16 protein-coding genes are annotated in these 19,219 nt (G+C 63.5%); 6 read left to right on the forward strand and 10 right to left on the reverse strand.

All coding sequences use genetic code 11. The features are described 5' to 3' along the window. Positions 1–3 precede the first annotated feature (3 nt). Positions 4–1,119: an Rv3169 family protein gene (locus WIMU1_RS14735; RefSeq protein WP_062798253.1), complete on the reverse strand. Its 1,116-nt coding sequence runs from the start codon at positions 1,117–1,119 to the stop codon at positions 4–6. 49 nt (positions 1,120–1,168) lie between these two features. Between WIMU1_RS14735 and WIMU1_RS14740 the strand changes: the two genes are divergently transcribed. Then, the gene (locus WIMU1_RS14740) at positions 1,169–1,786 is read left to right on the forward strand and encodes a TetR-like C-terminal domain-containing protein (RefSeq protein ID WP_062798254.1); all 618 of its coding nucleotides are present in this window, start codon (positions 1,169–1,171) and stop codon (positions 1,784–1,786) included. A 56-nt stretch (positions 1,787–1,842) separates the two neighbouring features. Further along, positions 1,843–3,336 (forward strand): amidase, encoded by a 1,494-nt coding sequence (locus WIMU1_RS14745; protein WP_062798255.1) that lies wholly within the window; start codon positions 1,843–1,845, stop codon positions 3,334–3,336. Between the two features lie 59 nt (positions 3,337–3,395). Here the strand turns inward: WIMU1_RS14745 and WIMU1_RS14750 are convergent, their stop codons facing one another. The 3 genes from WIMU1_RS14750 to WIMU1_RS14760 form a co-directional block, all read right to left on the reverse strand. Then, positions 3,396–4,166: an alpha/beta fold hydrolase gene (locus WIMU1_RS14750; RefSeq protein ID WP_062798256.1), complete on the reverse strand. Its 771-nt coding sequence runs from the start codon at positions 4,164–4,166 to the stop codon at positions 3,396–3,398. A gap of 184 nt (positions 4,167–4,350) precedes the next feature. Continuing rightward, on the reverse strand, positions 4,351–5,580 hold the full coding sequence (locus tag WIMU1_RS14755) for a lipid II:glycine glycyltransferase FemX (protein ID WP_084248263.1): 1,230 nt from the start codon (positions 5,578–5,580) through the stop codon (positions 4,351–4,353). Further along, positions 5,577–6,782 carry an alkane 1-monooxygenase gene (locus tag WIMU1_RS14760; protein WP_062798628.1) on the reverse strand — a complete coding sequence of 402 codons (1,206 nt, stop codon included), beginning with the start codon at positions 6,780–6,782 and terminating at the stop codon, positions 5,577–5,579. The genes WIMU1_RS14755 and WIMU1_RS14760 overlap by 4 nt, the downstream gene beginning before the upstream one ends. Before the next feature lie 1,145 nt (positions 6,783–7,927). On the opposite strand from WIMU1_RS14760, the gene WIMU1_RS14765 reads away from it, so the two are divergent. Then, positions 7,928–9,301, forward strand: a complete 1,374-nt coding sequence (locus tag WIMU1_RS14765; protein ID WP_245969010.1) for an alpha/beta hydrolase — start codon at positions 7,928–7,930, stop codon at positions 9,299–9,301. A 68-nt stretch (positions 9,302–9,369) separates the two neighbouring features. On the opposite strand, the gene WIMU1_RS14770 is transcribed toward WIMU1_RS14765, so the two are convergent. Then, positions 9,370–9,840 (reverse strand): DoxX family protein, encoded by a 471-nt coding sequence (locus WIMU1_RS14770; protein WP_023958242.1) that lies wholly within the window; start codon positions 9,838–9,840, stop codon positions 9,370–9,372. Between the two features lie 297 nt (positions 9,841–10,137). On the opposite strand from WIMU1_RS14770, the gene WIMU1_RS14775 reads away from it, so the two are divergent. After that, positions 10,138–11,055: an alpha/beta hydrolase gene (locus WIMU1_RS14775; protein WP_084248299.1), complete on the forward strand. Its 918-nt coding sequence runs from the start codon at positions 10,138–10,140 to the stop codon at positions 11,053–11,055. An 85-nt stretch (positions 11,056–11,140) separates the two neighbouring features. Here WIMU1_RS14775 and WIMU1_RS14780 read toward each other — a convergent pair whose 3' ends face one another. Beyond that, entirely contained in the window at positions 11,141–12,376 is a 1,236-nt protein-coding gene (locus tag WIMU1_RS14780) for a PP2C family protein-serine/threonine phosphatase (protein ID WP_062798260.1), read from the reverse strand. 237 nt (positions 12,377–12,613) lie between these two features. Then, entirely contained in the window at positions 12,614–13,171 is a 558-nt protein-coding gene (locus WIMU1_RS14785) for a TetR/AcrR family transcriptional regulator (RefSeq protein WP_062798634.1), read from the reverse strand. Between the two features lie 116 nt (positions 13,172–13,287). Between WIMU1_RS14785 and WIMU1_RS14790 the strand changes: the two genes are divergently transcribed. Further along, positions 13,288–14,502: an oxygenase MpaB family protein gene (locus tag WIMU1_RS14790; protein WP_062798632.1), complete on the forward strand. Its 1,215-nt coding sequence runs from the start codon at positions 13,288–13,290 to the stop codon at positions 14,500–14,502. Between the two features lie 99 nt (positions 14,503–14,601). Continuing rightward, positions 14,602–15,753 carry a metallophosphoesterase gene (locus WIMU1_RS14795; RefSeq protein WP_062798266.1) on the forward strand — a complete coding sequence of 384 codons (1,152 nt, stop codon included), beginning with the start codon at positions 14,602–14,604 and terminating at the stop codon, positions 15,751–15,753. A gap of 313 nt (positions 15,754–16,066) precedes the next feature. Here the strand turns inward: WIMU1_RS14795 and WIMU1_RS14800 are convergent, their stop codons facing one another. The 3 genes from WIMU1_RS14800 to WIMU1_RS14810 all read right to left on the reverse strand — a co-directional run bounded on the left by WIMU1_RS14800 (position 16,067) and on the right by WIMU1_RS14810 (position 19,105). Further along, positions 16,067–17,206 (reverse strand): FAD-dependent oxidoreductase, encoded by a 1,140-nt coding sequence (locus tag WIMU1_RS14800; RefSeq protein WP_062798638.1) that lies wholly within the window; start codon positions 17,204–17,206, stop codon positions 16,067–16,069. Further along, positions 17,203–18,084, reverse strand: coding sequence for a DUF1295 domain-containing protein (locus WIMU1_RS14805; protein ID WP_062798636.1), 882 nt, complete (start codon positions 18,082–18,084; stop codon positions 17,203–17,205). Before WIMU1_RS14805 ends, WIMU1_RS14800 begins: the two co-directional genes overlap by 4 nt. Positions 18,085–18,166: 82 nt before the next feature. Then, positions 18,167–19,105 (reverse strand): UbiA family prenyltransferase, encoded by a 939-nt coding sequence (locus WIMU1_RS14810; RefSeq protein ID WP_084248266.1) that lies wholly within the window; start codon positions 19,103–19,105, stop codon positions 18,167–18,169. Between the last annotated feature and the right edge of the window lie 114 nt (positions 19,106–19,219).

Here is a 19,219-nt window from a genome sequence, read left to right on the forward strand (position 1 = left end):
CGCCTAGCTCGCCGCGTCGGTCCAGTCGGAGAATCCCGACGGATGGTGCGGCCCGATCACGCCGTGCTCGAACAGACCCGCGCCCTCGCGCACCGATCCGTCAGCTTCGGTACACACGGCCTTGCCGACATGGTCGATGAGACTGAACGGCGCCCGGGCCATCACCTCTGGATCCGTCAGATCGAAGTCGACGCGTTCAGCGAATGGTGCACCCTTCCAGCTGCCGTGGGCCCACGAGGAGTCGCCACCGTAGCCCGACCCGAAAGCGATGGGAGCAAACAGCTTTGACTCGACGTCCAACTCGATCTTGTCTCCGGCGCGGTTCATGAACTCCACATGGGCGCTCCGAGGAATTCTTGTGCCGGGCTGGTAGTCGACGCTCACCCGAACTCCGTCGAGCTGCTCGACGCGGCCGTCTCGCCACCTGCGTGTGCAGTCGTACAGGCTGCGGTGGCCATCGGGATCTTCCTGCAGGATCAGGAACAGTTGGTAGTCGTCGAACGCCAACGGCAGGTACAGCCACCACATTCCACGGAACGAAGCGTCTGGCCGACCGGCCGGCTCGGCCTCGCCGACAGGTCGGATGCCCCACGAGCGGTCACGGCTCGCCACGCTGCTGTCGTGACTGACTTCCAGTCGTTCGCCATCGACATCGATCCAGCCCTGCCACGAACCGACCTGCGCAAAGCGAGACGCCTGCAAGGTCACCCGCCTATCGGTGAGCATCTGGTGCGGCTCCTCCAACGCGGCGGGAAACAGCCCGCGCCAGGTGAGGTCGGCGGAAATACCCTCGGTCTGCGCCAATGTCAGATGCACCTGCTGTAGCGGCTCGATGACATCGAGGCGGTAACCGTTGACGTTCTGGTGAAGGCGATCGTCGTCGATGGCGTCGCTGAGGTGCACCGCGGTCTGGGTGTCGCCGCGACGAACGACGAAGTAGGCGTCCTTGACGCCGAGGCGTGGGTAATAGCCGATACCGGTCAGGGCCATGAAACGGCCCTCCCGGTCGAGCACGTTGAAGTACGACCGGTCGTAGAAGTTTCGATCGGACGTAGCCGGCCAGGTCAGAGGCGCGGGCGTTTGGTGAATGGGAAACTCGTCGAGCGGGCTCAGATGCACTAGCTCTCCTCAAATACGATGCGTACCGTATTGGAACTATGGTGAAGCCATGACAGCAGAAAGCCGCAGTGAAAACAAGAGCGCTGTGCAGTCCACACCTGGGCGGCCGCGTGACGGCAGGATCGATGCCGCGATCATCGCTGCCACACGCGAGCTGATCCTCCAGACCGGCTACTCCGCGTTGTCACTCTCGGCGATCGCTGCGCGTGCCGGAACCACCACTGCTGCCATCTACCGCCGGTGGTCGGGCAAGGCGCAGCTGGTTCACGAAGCCGTGTTGTACGCCGAATCGATACCCGTGCCAGATGGTTCCGGCGACATCCGCGCGGAGATCCGGGGTCTGGTCGAGACGGTCCGGGTCATCTTCGACAGACCGGAGGTGCGGTTGGCGCTGCCGGGCCTGATCGCGGACACCGTTGCCGATCCTCAGCTGCACGCCATGATGATCGCGCGATTGGGTGGCAATCTCACGGCATTCGAATCTCGGTTCGGACAAGAGCGCCGCGACGACGACCATCTGCCCATGCTCGCCGAGGTGGTCGCGGGCACTGCGATCTTTCGCATTCTCATCCGAAGCGACGCAGCTCTCGACGACACCTGGGTGGACGAGATGACCAAGATGATCACCGACCGTTGGCCCCCAGAGAAGTCGCTGGATCACTCCTGAAATCACTTTCCTGCCCACCCAACCGGCTTTGACGGCGGGGAACTATCGTTCGCCGTATGCGCTTTGATGAGTACCAGAACTTCGATGCACTCGGACTCGCTCAACTCGTCAAAGACGGTGACGTGACGGCCGGCCAGCTCCTCGATCTCGCGCAGCAGCGGGCGCATGAGGTGAACCCTCAGATCAACGCAATCGTTCGCTTCATGAACTCGCAGGCAGACGAGCACGTTGCCGGTGGACAAGTGGGCCCGTTCAGCGGCGTCCCATTCCTGATCAAAGACCTGGCTCAGGACTATCGTGGCCTCCCGAGCAGCAGCGGTTCGCGATCACTCGTCAATGTCCTCGCAGGTGAGCATTCCACTGTGGTTCAGCGATGGCTCGATGCAGGACTGGTGATATTCGGCAAGACGAACACCCCCGAGTTCGGCGCCAAGGGGATCACCGAGCCCGAGCTGTTCGGGCCCGCGCGCAATCCGTGGGATCTGACTCGGACACCTGGAGGTTCGTCGGGCGGATCCGCCGCGGCTGTTGCCGCCGGCATTGTTCCGGTCGCCGGCGCCAACGACGGCGGTGGCTCTATCCGGATCCCGGCCGCCTGCTGCGGACTCGTCGGTCTCAAGCCGGGCCGCGGGCTCCTCCCCATGGGTCCAGCCATCGGTGAGGCGATGCACGGCGCCGCCGCGCAAGGGGTTGTCTCTCGCTCGGTACGGGATACCGCGGCGATGCTCGACGTGCTCGCCGGGGGCGAGCCGAGCGGCCCGTTCCTGCCTTCCGTCCCGCCTGACACCTACCTCTCACAGGTGGGTGCCGATCCCGGACGGCTACGTATCGGCGTCTGCTCCACATCGGGCATCAATCCCGATCCCCATACAGAAGCGGTGGCGGCAGTCGACGGCACCGCGAAGGCTCTTGCCGACCTCGGACACGACGTGGAGATCCTGGACCAGCAGCCGTTCGACGACCTGGCGTTGGCCCGCGACTTCTTGCTGACCTGGTTCGTGTACCTGGCGTGGGAAATGGACGACGCCAAACGCCGATCAGGTTGCGACGACTCTGATTTCGAGATCGACACGCGGGTGATGGCCGCACTGGGGCGAGCCCATGGCGGTGTCGAGTACGTCGATGCGGTCATGCGCCGACACGAACATGTACGACAACTGTCAGCGTATTTCGAGAAGTATGACCTGCTGATGACGCCAACTCTGGCCGAGCCTCCGCCACGCATCGGCGCGTTCGACACTCCCCGCCCTGCCCGCATGGCGGCGTCCGCTCTTCTGAGAACTCGTACAGCCGGCCTTCTGCGGCATGCCCCGTTGGTGGACAACATGATCCAGAGCAACCTCAGTTGGGTGCCCTACACACAATTGGCGAACCTGACCGGGCGTCCCGCGCTGTCGTTGCCACTTCACTGGACCCCGGAAGGCATTCCGATGGGTGTGCAGTTCACCGCTCAGCTCGGTGGTGAAGCCATGCTCCTGCGTCTCGCAGGACAACTCGAACAAGCGATGCCCTGGGGACAGCGCTGGGCCGACCTCTCCCCCAACAGCTAGCCTCCGTGTGAGAGATTAAGTGTAGCAACGCTTTCCGACATCGCCTGACCACTGCCACGTCAGCCGCCACCAGATGTCCGCCGGAACTCGTCCGGCGGTGAAATGGATCTGAGGGCGCCTGCCTCGATCGCTCGTGCAAACGTGGCGATCGCTCTGCCCGTGACATCAGGCTGGATGAGCGGGAACAAATGACTGGCGCGAGGTATCACGGTCAGATGAGCCCGGGGCGAAATCGCTTCGAAGCGGCGTTCATTGACGCGAAACTGGTCCCAGCCGCCATTGATGAATTCGATCGGACCTGGATACCGCGCGAGTTCGCCGAGGGCATCGAAACGGGAGACCTCGGCGACAACATCTTTGATCGATGCCAATGCGAGGCCACCGACTTCCATATCGTCAGCGACTCGGCGCCCGACCGATGCTCGGGTGAGCCACCTGCTGATGGCCGCTGCCTGCTCGGGTAGGTACGCGGTCGTCGCCCCGAACGCCCGAAACGGGGCTGCATAGAACGGGCTGGGTTGTGCGGTCGCGCACATCGCCACCAACCCACTGACCAGGTCTGGACGCCTGCCCGCGACGGCCATCGAGACGTAACCGCCCATCGACATGCCTGCAACGATGGCGGGTGACCCGAGCTCCTCGATGGCCTTGACCACCGTGTCAACGGCACCTGCAAGCGTGAACGTCTCCCCCACCCGTCTGCCATGACCGGGCAGATCCGGGAACACCACTTCGCGGTCGGGGATCGCGGCAGCGATTCGGTGCAACGATGCCCCGCTGACACGAATCCCGTGGACGAGAACAACCGGTGCGGGAACGGGCGCAGACACGGGAGCCAGTATGCCCTCAATCCTCGATGGGCCCACAGGTCCAGCTGCCCCCCTGCGCCAAACCGTCACACGAAATTCTCGAAAGAGTTGCGCAGCAACACTCGAGTTGAACGGCCGGGAAACGGTCCGGTCTCTGACGCAGTCCGATCCTGCGTCCACTTCGGCGGGCGACTTCCCCGACGGCTCATCCCAGGCGACGTAACCTGCTCCAGACAGGTCCATGCTCGAGCCACACGTAGTCCGGATTCGGACGCACCGGACGACCGCGTAGCCGATTCAGCCGTGGCGATTCGTCGATCAGTGACGTGAGTATCTCGAGTTGCCGCAGCGTCCATGCCCGCCGGGGACGAACAGCTATCTGGTAGGCGCCGAGGTAGTCGGTGATTTCTTCACTGAACGCGGTCTTGAACTGGCCTACCCCGTGGCGGGGATGAGATGGATCGGAAATGGTCGACGTCGAGGGTGTCCCATCGAGGTCGTATCGCTCGCATCCCTGCTCCCGCGCCCACTGCATGATCTCCCACTGCAGCGCGTACGCCGCGCGGCTACCTCCCAGTCCACACAGGAACGGGTCGCCAGGGCGCTTGCGAATCGAGCCCGCCCCCAGGTAGAGCGCATTCTTGCCCAATTTCGAGACGAACGCGCCGACCACCACCTCGCCCTGGTGCCGAGCCAGGAACAGCTGACCGTCGCCGGACGCTTCGTACTGCTGGAACAGCGCAGTCGACGTCTCGAGGCCGGGGATCCTGAACCGGCCACCGCTGGTGGCGTCGAGCATCTCGTACAGGATGCGGCAGTTCTCGTCGGTGGCCGGGACCCGTTCGACCGTCACACCCTCCTGCGCTGCACGACGGATCGACTTTCGCGCTCGCTTCTTGAAGCGAGCCTGCACGTCGAGTTCGCTGCCGCGCAGATCCACGATGACCGTGCTGTCGTCCAACCACGTCGGCACCCGCGTAAAACCCTGGGCACGAAGGAGTTTGGCGTCGTCTGCATTCGCCTTCAGTTGGGAACGCACTCGAACCGCGGTGATCCCGTTCTCCGCCCCGAACGCAGCCACTGCGCGGCCGGACCGGATCAGATCGTGAACGTCGAGGACAGGCGGTCCGAAAAGCACCCAGAGCGCTCCCACAAGCGGCACGTCCACCTGGAACGCCGTCACTGCGTAACCGCCCACGATGAGATAGACGGGCCTGGCACCTTGTAAGGCCATGCCATCGATGTTGGCGCGACCGCGATAGACGGTGCCCTCGTCTGGGCTCAGCAGGATCAGTTCGTCCCACCGCGCGATTTCGTCCTCGCCCGCGAATCGTACGTGCGTTGCTTCAGCCGCAGGCTGATGACGTGCATCCCGACGTTGTCCGAATCGCCGACCTGAGCGGACAGTTCTGCCCACCGCCTTTACTGCGCTCATCTGGCAGAGCTCCCGGCTAACGCGGCGCCGTAGCGCTGCTCGATTTTGTCGGCCTTCGGCGGGTGAACGTTCACCCTGGAGAGGTCGCCGTTGTAGTGGCCGAGCACGCGGGGATCCATCACCTTGCGCCACAGCGGCGGGATGAACGCCAGGACCACCATCATGGCGTAGCCCGCAGGAAATTGTGGGGCCTCGCTGCAACTACGAAGGGCCTGGTACCGCCGTCCGGCGCGCGCGTGGTGATCGGAGTGCCGTTGCAGGTTGAGCAAGACGACGTTGCTGACGAGGTGGTCACCATTCCAACTGTGCTCAGGACGCACCTTTCCCAATCTTCCGTCCGGAGTGGGCATTCGCAGCAAACCGTAGTGCTCGATGTAGTTCACCGCTTCGAGTACAAGCATGCCGATGACCGCCTGCAGCGCGAAATATGGCAGCATCGCCCACCCGAAGGCAGCGACGATGACGACGACAATCGCGACACTCACCGACCAGGACTGCAGAATTGTGTTGCGCCAGTTCCAGAATCGGTGGCCCTGACGATGTAGACGAGCGGTTTCGAGCTCGATACCCGAGACAAGTCCTCCATAGAGCGCGCGGGGATAGAACGCGAACAAGGACTCGCCGAATCGCGCGCTCGCCGGATCTGCAGGGGTTGCGACCTTCACGTGGTGGCCGACGTTGTGTTCGACGTAGAAGTGCCCGTACACCGACTGCGCCAACGCGATCTTGGCCAGGCCCTGTTCCAATTTCTCGCGCTTGTGGCCCAATTCGTGAGCGGCGTTGATACCGATCGCGGCACTCATGCCCAGAGTGATCGAAAGACCTACCCGCTCACCCCTGGTCATGTCCGCGAAGGCAAGGCACCAGAAGCCGAAGAACAGGCCCGCGTACTGGAGCGGGACGAAGATGTAGGTGCACCACCGGTAGTACCGGTCCGCCGACAACGTCCGCACCGCATCATCCGGCGGTCCGGCGCGGTCGGGCCCTCGGATCAGGTCGAGGAGAGGGACGACCACGAGGAGCAGGTAACCACCGAAACCCCACAGCAACCCCGACACACTGTTCGCCAGCAGGCACGCGATGAACGGCCCGGCAGGCACGAGTAGACAAAGCGGCCACAGGTGACGTTTGGGGTCCTTCCAAGTGCGAGTATCCGACATACCCCGGTCCTCGACTTCAGCTCTGAGCTGGGTGTGGTGCATCAGCACAGCCACCTCGCCCGCAATCTTCACGCGTCTTCATACTCACGGATCCCTTCCGTGGCACTGCATACCCCAAAACCCGGTTGTTCGACGTCAGGACTGGTTCGCCCGCAATGGCCGCTTTCAGTCCGTCTCGCCGTTCACCAAATGCAATTCCCCACTAATCGTCTGATGCGCAATTTAAACACAGAAAGTCCGTTACCAGATCGCCAATTCGGTCATGCTGGTCGAACTGTGATTTACCGAACCTCTTCGCGCGTGTTCGCTGGCTCGGAAACATGGTTCTGGTAATGAGCTGTGCTAGCAACTTGGTCGGGGAACCAGCTCGTCTAGCTCGTGACTCCGCCGCAGGAATACAGCGATGAGCCAGGGTTCAACACAACGACGCGGACGGCTTCTCGACCACTGGGATGACAGTTGAGTCGAGCATGTCCACGAGAGTCCCTGTGAGCCACCGAAGCTCACGTTTAATCGTCTCGCCGATCGACCAGCAACGGTGGTACCCGTCCACGAATCAAGTTTCGCGATCATTGATCTGCATTCGCAATGCCTCGGCGATTGCCGGGAATGCAGGCTGCGGCGAATCAAGCAGCTGGGGTCACGGCTTCGGGGGTTACCGGCTCGGCGTCCGGGGAGCGTTTCCTGCACTGAGTAGGTGTCTTCGCCGCGCGTTCGCGGCGTGAATACAAAAAGGCAGCCCGGTTCACTCGCGCTGGAAATCGCGTGACAAAGCAGGCGGTTCAACGCCGCCCGACTGCACGCAGCCGTCCGGAGAAGCGACGGATACGCCGCCGCGAGCACCCGGCCTCCTGGTGTCTCATCCAAGTCATCGAACAATCCAGCGCGGGAATTTGCAGATCGGCGACCTGCGTCGCGTGCGGGGCCCTATAGTGGGCCAATCTCCAGTGTCGAGCGACGGCACTGGCGGCACCAGAAGAGATTTTCGTTCGACGGGTAACGCGGCACCGCCCGAAGACGACATCTCCTACAGTGCCTTAGTCGTCGGGGACCGAGATCAAGGAGCCAGTCCCCGCATGCCCTCACCTGCAATCCCCAGCGGCAATCTCGTTCCAGCTTGGAGAATCGACTCGACCGACAAGCAGCCCCGCAGGTCCAGTGGTCGGCGCAGGCCCCGGATCCTGGTCATGAGTGCTGTTGTGGCCGTGCTCAGTATCGGGTTGACGGCCGCGAGTTCGTTCCTGTTCACATTCACGTCCGCATCCGCGCTGACCGGCCATCCGGAGGTGCTGCGAGATGGTTGTTCGTGGGACTCATCCGGCAGCTACGTACAGAACTGCCAGGTCTGGTCCCCGTCGCAGAACAAGTGGGTCACGGTCCAGATCCGCGCGTCGCAGGGTAGTGACCAAGGCGTGTATCTCCTCGACGGCATGCGAGCCCGCGAGGATCGTTCGGCGTGGACAACCGATGTGAGGGCCGCGGACGTCTACGACCACACCACCGACACCACGCTGGTGATGCCCGTGGGCGGCGCATCCTCCTTCTACACCGACTGGAACGGCGGCGCGGGCGACCAGAACAGCACCATCAAGCAGGAGACGTTCCTGACCGACGAATTGCCCGCATATCTCGCACAGAACTTCGGCGTGAGCCCGTCCAACAACGCCATCATCGGCTTGTCGATGTCGGCCGGCCCCGCGGTCACCCTGGCCGAACGTCACCCCGAGCAGTTCAAAGTCGTGCAGGCGATGTCGGGGTACTACCAAACCGACAACCCGCTGGGCGCGCTCGGCGTGTTCGCGTCTCAGACGTTGGTCTCCAACTACACAAACGGCATCCTCAACATGTGGGGTCCCCCCGGCAGCACGCAGTGGACCGAGAACGATCCCTCGAAGAACGTCAGCAAGTTGAAGGACAACGGGCAGGTCCTGATCATCTCCTCGGGTAACGGCTTGCTGACACCCGGTGAACTCGCCCATCTGGCCCCGCAGGATCAGATCAGCGCCATCGCCTTGGAGATGTTGTCGGCAGTATCGACCATCTTGATGCAGATGCAGGCCAGACAAAGCGGCGCCAACGTGGTCGTCCTTCCCAATTACGGCGGGCACACCTGGGAGAACTGGGGCCGCGGACTCCGCGATGGGCGAGAAGAAGTGACGCAGGCGCTACGCAGCACCCCGCCTGTCACCGCCAAGACCCAGGTGGTCACCGCCTCGGGATCACCGGTGCCGGACGGATCGGCGAAGGTCACCGACGCCGCATTGCTGGCGGCGCAAACCCCCTCGGTGCTCCCGTCCGACATCCCGGAGACGGGAACCGCGCCCGAAAGCGTTGATCCGAGCGCCGACCCATCGGCGACGGAGTCCGCGCCCAGCGGGCCGACGTCCGCAACGGAACCGGCAGCGACCGGCACCGTCACGCCCACCGACACCCCCGCCACCACCACCCCCACTGCAGAACAGTCACAGGTGAACACCGAGGTACCTGCGTTGGACACTCCTTCGGCGACGACCGCACCCCCGGTTACGAGTGGAGCGTCTTCGGCACCGTCAGCTCCATAACCGGGCTTCAGCGGGCGGGTGACAGCGATCGCTGGCGGATCGACAGTCCACCGTCGGACGTGGGCGAGCTACGAGGGGTGACCCGCCCGCTGCCTGCGAAGCGCCGACCACGCCCCGGTCGACCAGAGCGCCCATGCGATCAACACCGGCTGGAAGAGCAATCGGGTGGCACGGGCCTGGTCGGTGTTGAGTCCGAACGCATCACGGTGGTTGATCAGCTGCGCCAGGTTGCCCGGAAACACCGCGACGAAGAACGCGGCCAACACCAGACCGATAGCGGCTCGGCGGCGTTTGAGGAAGACGGTCGAAGTCCCCAGCGCGATCTCGACCACACCTGAAGCGAGAACGGTCACGTCCGGGCCGAATGGCACGAAGTCCGGAACCTGTGCCTGGAAGTCCTGTCGCGCAAACGTCAGGTGTCCGATACCCGCGAACACCAAGGCCGATCCGAGCGCAATGCGTGCGACAGCGCGCGCCGGCTCCTCAGCTGAAGGAGAGTCGGCGAGAAACACCGTCAGAGGGTTTGGCCGATTCGTCATTGGTTTCACCTTGGAGTCGAGGTAGCCGAAGTGGCGTGCTCAACCAGCGTAGGCAACCGCTCTGCACCATGCAGCTCATGTGAACACATCCGTTGTCCGACGCTTGTCGCTGCGCCGTGCAGTTGATCGGTTGTCGCGACCATAGGCAGTCGACCTGGGGTCGTGGTTTACTGTCGCGGGGTCGGGAGCCCAGAATCGACGGCGCGGGGGAATCAGTAAGTGAGACGGCGGTTTTCGGCCATTGTGGCCATTGTGATCTTCTGTGTCATAAGTGAGCTTGCGGCAGCCCCTGTGGCGATGGCCGAGCCCATCACCGACGGCCTTGCGGCGTCCACGCGCATCGAGACGTTGGTGATGGTGACGCCTCAGCGAGCAAAGCTCACCGTCTACTCGCCGACGATGCGCCGGACCGTTCGTGTTGATGTGCTGTTGCCGGCGCGGCCAAGAGCCGCTACCCCACGCCCATCGCTCTACATGCTCGACGGCATCGACGCCGGTGTCTATTCGGGCTACAGCCAGAGCGGATGGACCCAGTACACGGACATCGTCGAATTCATGGCAGACAAGAATGTCAACGTCGTGCTTCCCATCGGCGGCACAGGCAGTTACTACACCGATTGGAAACAGGACGATCCCGCGCTGGGCAGGAACAAGTGGGAAACGTTCCTCACCCGCGAACTCCCCCCGCTCATCGACTCGACGTTCGAGGGCAACGGCCGCAATGCCATCGAAGGATTGTCGATGGGTGCCACCGGCGCATTGATGCTGGCCGTGCGGAACCCTGATCTCTACAGCGGCGCTGCGCTTTTCAGCGGCTGCCTCGACCTCGGAGACCAGACCGCCCAGAATGCCACCACCGCAAGCGTGATGACTCGCGGCGGGGATCCGGCCAACATGTGGGGTCCGGCCTACAACGAGGCGTGGCTCGCCCACGATCCAGGCGCGAATATCGGTGCCCTGCGCGGCAAACCGCTGTACGTCGCGGTCGGAAGCGGTGTGCCGGACTGGTCGATGGGCGTGGCGGGGCTTGCCTCACCCGTCGGCGGAGCGCTCGAGGCCGCAGCGTTGGCCTGCACCCGGACCTTCGACGCCAAGGCCGAGGCGGCGGGCGTAGACATCACGTTCGACTACCGAGAAGGCCTGCATTCCTGGGGCTATTGGAACGACGATCTGCATCGTTCGTGGCCGACGATCCAAAAGGCACTCGGCCTGTGACTCCCCTGTCGCCAAACCTGTCTGTGCAGTGTGCACGCACGCCGTGATCGCTGACCGTCTCGACAGCGATGCGGGTAGCCGCGAGTCAGGCCGTCGCCACTGCAAGCCTGGCAAGTGCCACCACGGTCACGTCGTCGGGATTGTTCGTCCGGGATGCCATGCCAGAGATCGCGTCCACGATCTCGCTGGCGGATGATGCTGCCACGGCGATGGCTGCGACGTGGTCGACAGCGGCCATCGATCCGTCGTACAGGTCCAGAACACCGTCGCTGAAGCACACCACCATGTCCCCCGGCTGGAGGAACAGTTCTTGCATCGTCCAGTCGTCGTCGAGTCCGAGCCCCAGCGGTAGGTCTTTCGATCCGAGTCGCTCCCACGATCCGTCGGCGCGAGCGACCACTGTCAGTCCGTGCCCGGCGTCGGCGTAGAGCATCCGGCCGTCCTCGGCGCGAATCCTGGCGTGGAAAAGCGTCGCGAACGATTCTGTGTCTCCCAAATCGGTTGCGAGGCAGTCTGCGGTCCGCGTGAAAGCGACAACCGGGTCCTCATCGTTGCGGGCGCTTCGCACCACAGCGCGAGCTGTCGCCGCGATGATGCCCGCACCGACACCCTTGCCCATCACGTCTCCGAGGGTGAAACCCAGACCGCCGCGGATGGGATACCAGTCGAAGAAATCGCCTCCGATTGCGGTTGACGGAATGCATGCGCCCGCAACCTGATAGCTCGGCAGCGGTGTTCCACTCTTCGGCAACAATGCCCGCTGAACCCGCGAAGCCTGGTCGAGCTCACTGGTCGTCGCACGCTCGCGCCGTTGGATGACAGACAGTTTCTTTCTCGACAACCGCGACAATTCGTTCACCACGGTCGCTGCGAATGTGAATGCGCACGCACTGAACAATCCGCGCCACAACTCGTTGGGATTGTCGGACACACTCGTGCCCAGAGCGAATGGCACGAGGAGGGCCGCACACACGCCGAGGAACGAATAGAAGATGAATCGACGGCCCTCTGAACTGGCGAACCAGATCACCGGCAGGATCACCAGAGACGCGAAGATCGACTTGCTCTCTCCCGTCGCGAAACGAAGCGCGCCACACGCGAACAGATCGAGCGTGGGAACGATGAAGCCATACCGATACAACGACTCGTCACGGGAGAAAGCAACGGCGAGAACGGTTGCGATCACGGTGACCAGCACCGCGCTCACCAGCACCCGCGCATCGCTGACGACCAGCGTCGGGATGGTCCCACTGAGGACCACCGCCACCGAGAAGAGCGCAACGAACGGAAGTTGTTTGAGCAGAGGCGAAGGTCGATCCACACCCAATCGGTGACGAAGAGAGCCTTGCGGCATGAACTCCCTTTCCCGAAATAACGAATGTCTGATTCGACACTAGTGGACTGATCGACGATGAGCTCGGGGGCATTCGGCGTCGTGGTGATGTCAGTTCCCGAAAAACAGTGGCTGCGAAGCCATCAGCCCGCTCCATGACCTTTGGACAACCGGGCTGCTGCAAAGCGGAGAATCCGTTCCCGAGTTCGACGGCGTTCCGCCACATCAGGTGCGATCGAATGCGGCGAGCAGCATTCGCGCGCCGGTCGAGATCAGATTCTGTCGGTCAGAATGTTCAGGTCGTAGTAGAGCAATGCGCAGACAAAGGCTTGCGGTCGCGCCCATCGTGAGGAAGACGAGGTCGTCGAGCGCCGCGCCCTCCAGGTCGGGTCGCAGACGGGCGGGGAGAACGCGGGCCAGCGGTACCAAAGGGCCCTCCACCTCGCGCCAGGCGTCACCGAACTCCGCCTCATCCGAGGCAAAAGAAGCGCGGAGCACAGGGGCGTGTTTCTCGAACGCAGAAGTGAGGGTTTCCACCACGATCACCATGGCGTCCATCGGATCCTTGTCCATGGCGCTGCCGACGCCGGTTGCCAGTTCGGTGGTGATCTCGTGAACCGCGGTGGTCCGCAGGTCGTCGATGATGGCGTCCATATCCGCGAAGTAGCGATACACCGTACCGATGCTGACGTGTGCAAACTGCGCCAGCTGCTGGGTTGTCGGGCGGCGGGAGGGCTCGCGCCGGAGAAGCTCCACGGTTCCCTCCAACAGCGCCTCACGCATCTCGACTCCGCGTTTCTGTCGCGGTGTCACGCGTCGATGTGGTGGGGTTCCACGGGCCCTCTGGGTGGTCACAAAAGTGAATAGTAAGTGAGGAATCCTCGTGTTTGACTGAGATCATGACTACCGTGCCACCGAATGACCTGGTGAACACCGATGTTGCGGTCGCCCGATTCGGCGACGCCGGTCGGGTATGGCTCGAGGCCATGTGGCTGGGCGACGACCTGGCGGATGCCGTCGTGAACGACGACTTCTCCGAGACGTCGGCCTCCTCGGCAACCGAAGCCGTGTGGACTGCGCTCGCCGACGGTGTTCAGGCGGTGTCAGACGCTCCGCAGTCTCTGCAGGATCTCTTCACATTTCTGGACACCGAACCCGACTGGGTGGACCATGAGCGGCTCGACCGCGCCGCCGATGCACTGATACGCCACACCGCCGCGCTGGGAATCGTACTGGGGGCGGCGTCGCTGGTGCGGGGTGCATGCAACACCATCGCCGGGAAGCCGCTGGCACTGACAGGCCGGTACGTATCCCAGCCGGCCATTCGATCGGTTGAGGTCGGCGAGTGGCTGCGCAATGTGATCACACCCGGGGGGATGCGTCGTGGCGGCGACGGCTTCGCTTACACCGTGCGGGTTCGGATGATCCATGCGCATGTGCGCCGCGCCCTTCGGGATCTACAGGTGTGGGACGAGGCCGCGTGGGGAGTACCCATCCCCCAGCCCTACATGGCGTTCACGCTGGCCGAGTTCGGCCACATCGCCATCGACGCGATGCACAAGTTGGGCGTTCGGTTCACAGACCGCGAACTCGCAGACATCTACCATCTGTGGAGATACGTCGGACATGTCGTTGGCATGGACGAGCGGCTCAACCCGGTCAGCGAATCCGATCAGATCCGGATCGAGGAACTGTACCGGTTGACCTCGCCGGGGCCCGGTGAAGACGACCGCGACTTCGTCGTGGCACTCACCGACGACTATCTGATCCCCGAACTCGCCAATGCGTTGCCTGGACCGCAACGGATCCGCCACGCGGCCGCCTCCACGCTGATGCGATCGCTGCAGAGGGTGTTCATCGGCGACGACGCGGCCGACGAGTTGCACATTCCCGACGGTCGACTCAAGCACATCGTGGGTCGCGTCGGTCCGCTCCTGGCTGTCGCGGCGCGTGTCCGGCTGGCCGTGGCCGTGGACCCTGACAGGCTGACCCGCAGTGCCTATCTCGCGCGCGACGAGGACATGGATCGGATGCGGGCCGCATATCGGGTCACACATGATCTCGTGGACAACGCCCCGCCCACCCCGCTGCGGGCTGCAGCCGGACGGGGCTGACCGCCTCGGGCGTCCCGGATGCAGTCAGCCGTCTGCGACAATTCGAACGATGACGTCACCGATCACCGCCTCCCGCTCTGATTGTCTCGCCGAGCATTCATGACGCGGTTTCTTGTTTTTGCACTACTGCTCGCGCTGGTGTCCTACTGGCTCCACCGGCGACTTGTCCGAGCCACCGGCGTTGCCCGCCCGTGGTCGATCATCGTCGACATCCTCCTCGGCTTGCTGTGGGTACTGGCGATCATCGGTGTCGGCAGCGGGGAGCTGCTCGACCCGTCGTGGGCTCGCACCCCCGGATTCGCCGGATGGGTGTGGCTGGGAACAGTCTTCTACCTCGTACTCGGACTTGCGGTCATCGCCTTGGCATCCCTTCTCGCGCGGATGGTTCGGCGTCTTCGGGGCTCGCGGAGCGAGTCGTTCGATTCGGCCCGTCGCCGCGCGATCCGAATTGCCACCGTGGGGGTGGTGATAGCTGCCGTTGCTACGACGAGCTACGGAGTGGTCGAAGCGGCACGACCTGAGGTCGTCCGTGTCACCGTGCCGCTCGCGGCGCTTCCCGACGAGTTCGACGGATTGCGGGTGGCTCTGATCTCCGATCTCCACGTGGGACCCTCTCGCGGCGGCAAGTTCACCGCACGCGTGGTGGAAACAGTGAATGCCGAACGCCCAGACCTCGTTGCCATCGCGGGCGATCTCGTCGACGGAACGGTCGAGAAGGTGGCCGGCGACCTGCAACCACTCGAACGGCTGTCGGCGCCACTCGGGGTGTACGGCGTCAGCGGCAACCACGAGTTCTATGCCGACGACGGAGGCCGGTGGCTCGACGTGTGGGACAGGCTCGGCATCCGGACGCTTCGCAACGAGCACGCCGTGGTCGAACGAGGGGGCGCAAGCATCGACATCATCGGCATCCACGATTACTCATCTCCGAAGCCCTACGAGCCCGACCTCAGCCGAGCACTCGACGGGCTGGACCGCGAACGCTTCGGTTTGCTCCTGGCCCACGAACCGCGCCAGGCGTTCGAGGCCTCCGACATGGGTGTCGATCTCCAGCTCTCCGGTCACACCCACGGAGGTCAGATGTGGCCGATCCGCTACCTCGTGCCGCTGCAGCAGCCATCCGTGGAAGGCCTGGACCGAGTGGGCGAGACCACGTTGTACACAACACGGGGTGCCGGAGCGTGGGGTCCTCCGACCCGTGTCGGCGCGGCGCCAGAGATCACCATCTTGGAGCTGGTGCGTTCTCGGTGAATGGTTTTCGCCCGTGACACGCGGGAAACATGCGAACGCCGCGCCGACCCACCGGCGTGTCGACGGGGCAGCGGTCGCGCGTCTCGGAGACTCTTGCTTAGATGTGTCCTATGAGTACCTACACGTCGATCGACGCTGCCATCGATACATTCCTCAACACCAACCCCTGGGCCGTTGACGTCCTCCAGTTCTTCTTGAACGGCCTGCCCTGATCAGTCGCTGAACGGGCTTCGTGCCCGCAGCGCAATTGTTCGACCGAATCGGTCCGTCGCCTCACGGCGACGGGCCGATTTGCTATATGCAACATGGCCATTCATGAGTTGACTCCGGAACTCTCCGAGTCTCGATTCCTCACTCCCCCGTAAATTCCCCGCCTGACAATCCACGGTTGCAGCACCCGGTCGATCGACCAGGCCGGAAAGCGAAACGGGCGGCCCGAGGGTGTGAACACCTCGAGCCCGTCCGGTTGAACGCCGAGGACTGACCCCCACCTCCTCTGGCGCGGACGGTAACCCCGTAATGAACGCCCGGCCAATTCCGCACGAACGTTGCGAGCGACGAGACGGTCGGCCCTGTTCCGAGCCGACCCACGCAACGGATCGCTCGCAGCCACATCCCCCAGAGCGAAAACACCCGGGTGCCCCGGTACTTGCAGCTGATCGTTCACGCGAACGAATCCCTCTGCGTCGAGCACGCTTTCGGGCAGCCAACCGGTGTTCGGACGTACGCGGCCGACCGCCCACAACACTGCGTCGGCAGACGCTGGAGCCTGCCCGGTGGTCCACGTGACGGATCCTGTTGTGATCTCATCGCCGACGAACCCGTCGTCCAAGGCGGCACGATGGCCAGGGTGGAGCTGAACTCCGAGGTCCATCAAACGGCCTCGAACACGGCGCCAGGTTCGGATGTGGTGTTGGGGAAGAGCTCTCTCGCCGGGGTACCACAGGCTGACCTTCTTCTCCGACCACGTGCCTGCCACGTTGGCCGCGCTGCTTACAGCCGCGGCGCCACCCCCAATCACCATCACAGATGGTGCCGCAGCGAGCCGTTCATGCGCTGCGAGTAGACCGGCTTTGACCTCGTCGGGCGACTGCATCGTGGGTGTGCGCCAGAATCCGTTGCTGACTCCTGTCGAGATGACCAGAGCGTCATAGGATTCGACCGACGTCGAGTCGTCCGCACTCCTCACGGCCAGGGTTCGTGCCGCCAGGTCGACGTCGGTGATCGTGCCGTGGACCGTGCGAACGCCATCGAGGCCCCGAAAGCGGTCGAAGGAGACCCAGTAGTCACGAGACCAGTCGTCCGGTCGGCTCAACCGCGTTCCCAGTTCCTGCCCGCTGACCAGACCAGGTTTGACCGAGATACCCACGACATCGACGTGGCCCGCCAGGTGAATCGCTGTCAGCACCCCACTGTCGCCGAGGCCGGCCACGACAACTCGCTTGCGTGTCACACGGTCACCCGTCGCGGACGCCATGGGACAAATCTCGGTACGCGGTCGATCACGTCCTGGTATCCCGCGCGGCGTTCCAGGCTGCGCTTCTCCATCATCGGAATACTGGCCCCCAAGAACATCCCGAGCATTGCGGCTGCGCCCAGGAACAACCACCACGCGTCAGAAGGCGACACAGCAACCCCGAACAGCGCCAAGGCAAACCAGAACCCGAACTCCCCGAAGTAGTTCGGGTGTCTCGACCAGCCCCACAGACCCCGGTCCATCACCTCTCCGGGTCTTCCGTCCCGAACGAATCGATGTAGCTGAGCGTCGGCGACGAGCTCGAGCCCTACGGCGGCCAGTCCCGCGACGAACGCGATCGCGGTGAGCCAGATGATGTCGTCACCCGGACGGGTGACGGCGATGTAGACCGGCAGCATTCCCGCGAAGACCTGCAAGGTGGGGATCAGGTGGATGGCAAGAAGATCGGTGACGAACTCGAATCGGCCGGCCTGACCGCGCAGCATCCCGTACCGCCAGTCCTCGTGGTGCAGGCCGGGAAAACCGCGGATCCAGTTCGCCGTCAGCCGTACTGCCCAGAGCATCACCACGATCGCGATCAACCAGCAATGCACCTCATCGATGCCGAGGTCGCCGCCGGCCCACCAATAGATCATCAGGAGCGGCGGAACGACACTCCAGTAGGCGTCGTAAAAACTGGAGTTGCGATAGAACCGGCTGAACCCGAAGATGACCACGGTCGCCAGAACGTCGGCAATCAACGTGTCCAGCCACAGCCACGCCGTCTTCGGGCCCCATCCCAACCAGAGGAAGGCCACCAGGATGGCGCTGGAGTATGCCACTGCGATGCGTACGAGTGATGCTGTCTTCGTCACGAGGTCTGATGATGCCAGTACCGATCCCACCGGTGCCGTAAATCGACCATCATGGCCTCCCGCCGATCCCGCCGAAGCGGGCTCAGGCCAGGACGATCACCGCGCACATCGTGAGCGCCACGTGGACGAGGCTGTACAACTTGTAGGCCAAACGATTCCGTGCCCGAGTGTTGCGGATCGCGGTGAGTACGGCCGTCGGCCAACACAACAACGCCATCAACCCTGAGGCGATCGCGACTGCGACATCGGATCCACCGCTGGTGCGGAACAGCACCAGATAACCGACCGCCGGCCAGATCACCATCATCACCACGAACCAGGTGCGCACAGCGGTGGCGCCGAAGAGCAGCGGCTGGGTCACCCGTCCGATGATCCGGTCACCGCCCATGTCCCGGACATCTTCGATCGAGAGAGGGATGATGAACATCGTGGCCAGCGCGACTATCCAGAACCAGGCTGTGGCGTCCAGTGAATGCGCTATCGCCCACGAACCCCCGAGCTGTGCGATCACACCTACCCACGTCGTGACCGGCTTCCACAAGATGTAGAACCTGGGCTTGAGGAAACGGTGCGTGATCTGCACCGTCGCGATCCAGACGAGGGCGGCAACAAAGGTGGTGAGACCGAGCGTTGCCGACAGGCCGACAAAGATGGCCGAGCCGACGTAGTTCCTGCGCCACATCCCGGACGGCGTGACCAGGCCTGACGGAATCGGGCGGTAGGGCTTGTTCGCATGGTCTTCTTCAGAGCCACCCGCTTGATTGGCGGTGTCGAAGACATAGATGAAGAGCATCGACCACAGCACACTCGCGACCATCGCGACGGCCAGTTCGATCGCATCGAGGTCGAATCGCAGTGCCGCGGTCAACGTGAAGAGCACCGGCGGCAGACTTGCGACCCAGACGTTGTCGGCGTTGAGCCTGGCGGTGACGACAAGCTCACGGCGCACACTCCACCGCGGTGTCACCGCTCGTGGAGACTTCTCCTCGACGTGCACGACTTCCCCGTCTTCCTCAACCATCGGTCGGCACAATTGCCGAATGCCAATACGCTACTGAACACGCGTTCACAGTTCGAACCGAACCTCGGTCAACTGCTCATCGTCAGAATCCGCCTCGCGGCGGAACCACCGTTT

The sequence above is a fragment of the Williamsia muralis NBRC 105860 genome (assembly GCF_001598915.1).
In the GTDB taxonomy this organism is placed as follows: domain Bacteria; phylum Actinomycetota; class Actinomycetes; order Mycobacteriales; family Mycobacteriaceae; genus Williamsia; species Williamsia muralis.

Excerpts from the sequence above, each read along its gene's own strand:
- WIMU1_RS14740 (WP_062798254.1), top strand. The coding sequence starts at position 1,169 with ATGACAGCAGAAAGCCGCAGTGAAAACAAGAGCGCTGTGCAGTCCACA.
- WIMU1_RS14745 (WP_062798255.1), top strand. The coding sequence starts at position 1,843 with ATGCGCTTTGATGAGTACCAGAACTTCGATGCACTCGGACTCGCTCAA.
- WIMU1_RS14755 (WP_084248263.1), bottom strand. The coding sequence starts at position 5,580 with ATGAGCGCAGTAAAGGCGGTGGGCAGAACTGTCCGCTCAGGTCGGCGA.
- WIMU1_RS14760 (WP_062798628.1), bottom strand. The coding sequence starts at position 6,782 with ATGCACCACACCCAGCTCAGAGCTGAAGTCGAGGACCGGGGTATGTCG.
- WIMU1_RS14765 (WP_245969010.1), top strand. The coding sequence starts at position 7,928 with ATGAGTGCTGTTGTGGCCGTGCTCAGTATCGGGTTGACGGCCGCGAGT.
- WIMU1_RS14770 (WP_023958242.1), bottom strand. The coding sequence starts at position 9,840 with ATGACGAATCGGCCAAACCCTCTGACGGTGTTTCTCGCCGACTCTCCT.
- WIMU1_RS14775 (WP_084248299.1), top strand. The coding sequence starts at position 10,138 with ATGGCCGAGCCCATCACCGACGGCCTTGCGGCGTCCACGCGCATCGAG.
- WIMU1_RS14785 (WP_062798634.1), bottom strand. The coding sequence starts at position 13,171 with ATGCGTGAGGCGCTGTTGGAGGGAACCGTGGAGCTTCTCCGGCGCGAG.
- WIMU1_RS14790 (WP_062798632.1), top strand. The coding sequence starts at position 13,288 with ATGACTACCGTGCCACCGAATGACCTGGTGAACACCGATGTTGCGGTC.
- WIMU1_RS14795 (WP_062798266.1), top strand. The coding sequence starts at position 14,602 with ATGACGCGGTTTCTTGTTTTTGCACTACTGCTCGCGCTGGTGTCCTAC.
- WIMU1_RS14810 (WP_084248266.1), bottom strand. The coding sequence starts at position 19,105 with ATGGTTGAGGAAGACGGGGAAGTCGTGCACGTCGAGGAGAAGTCTCCA.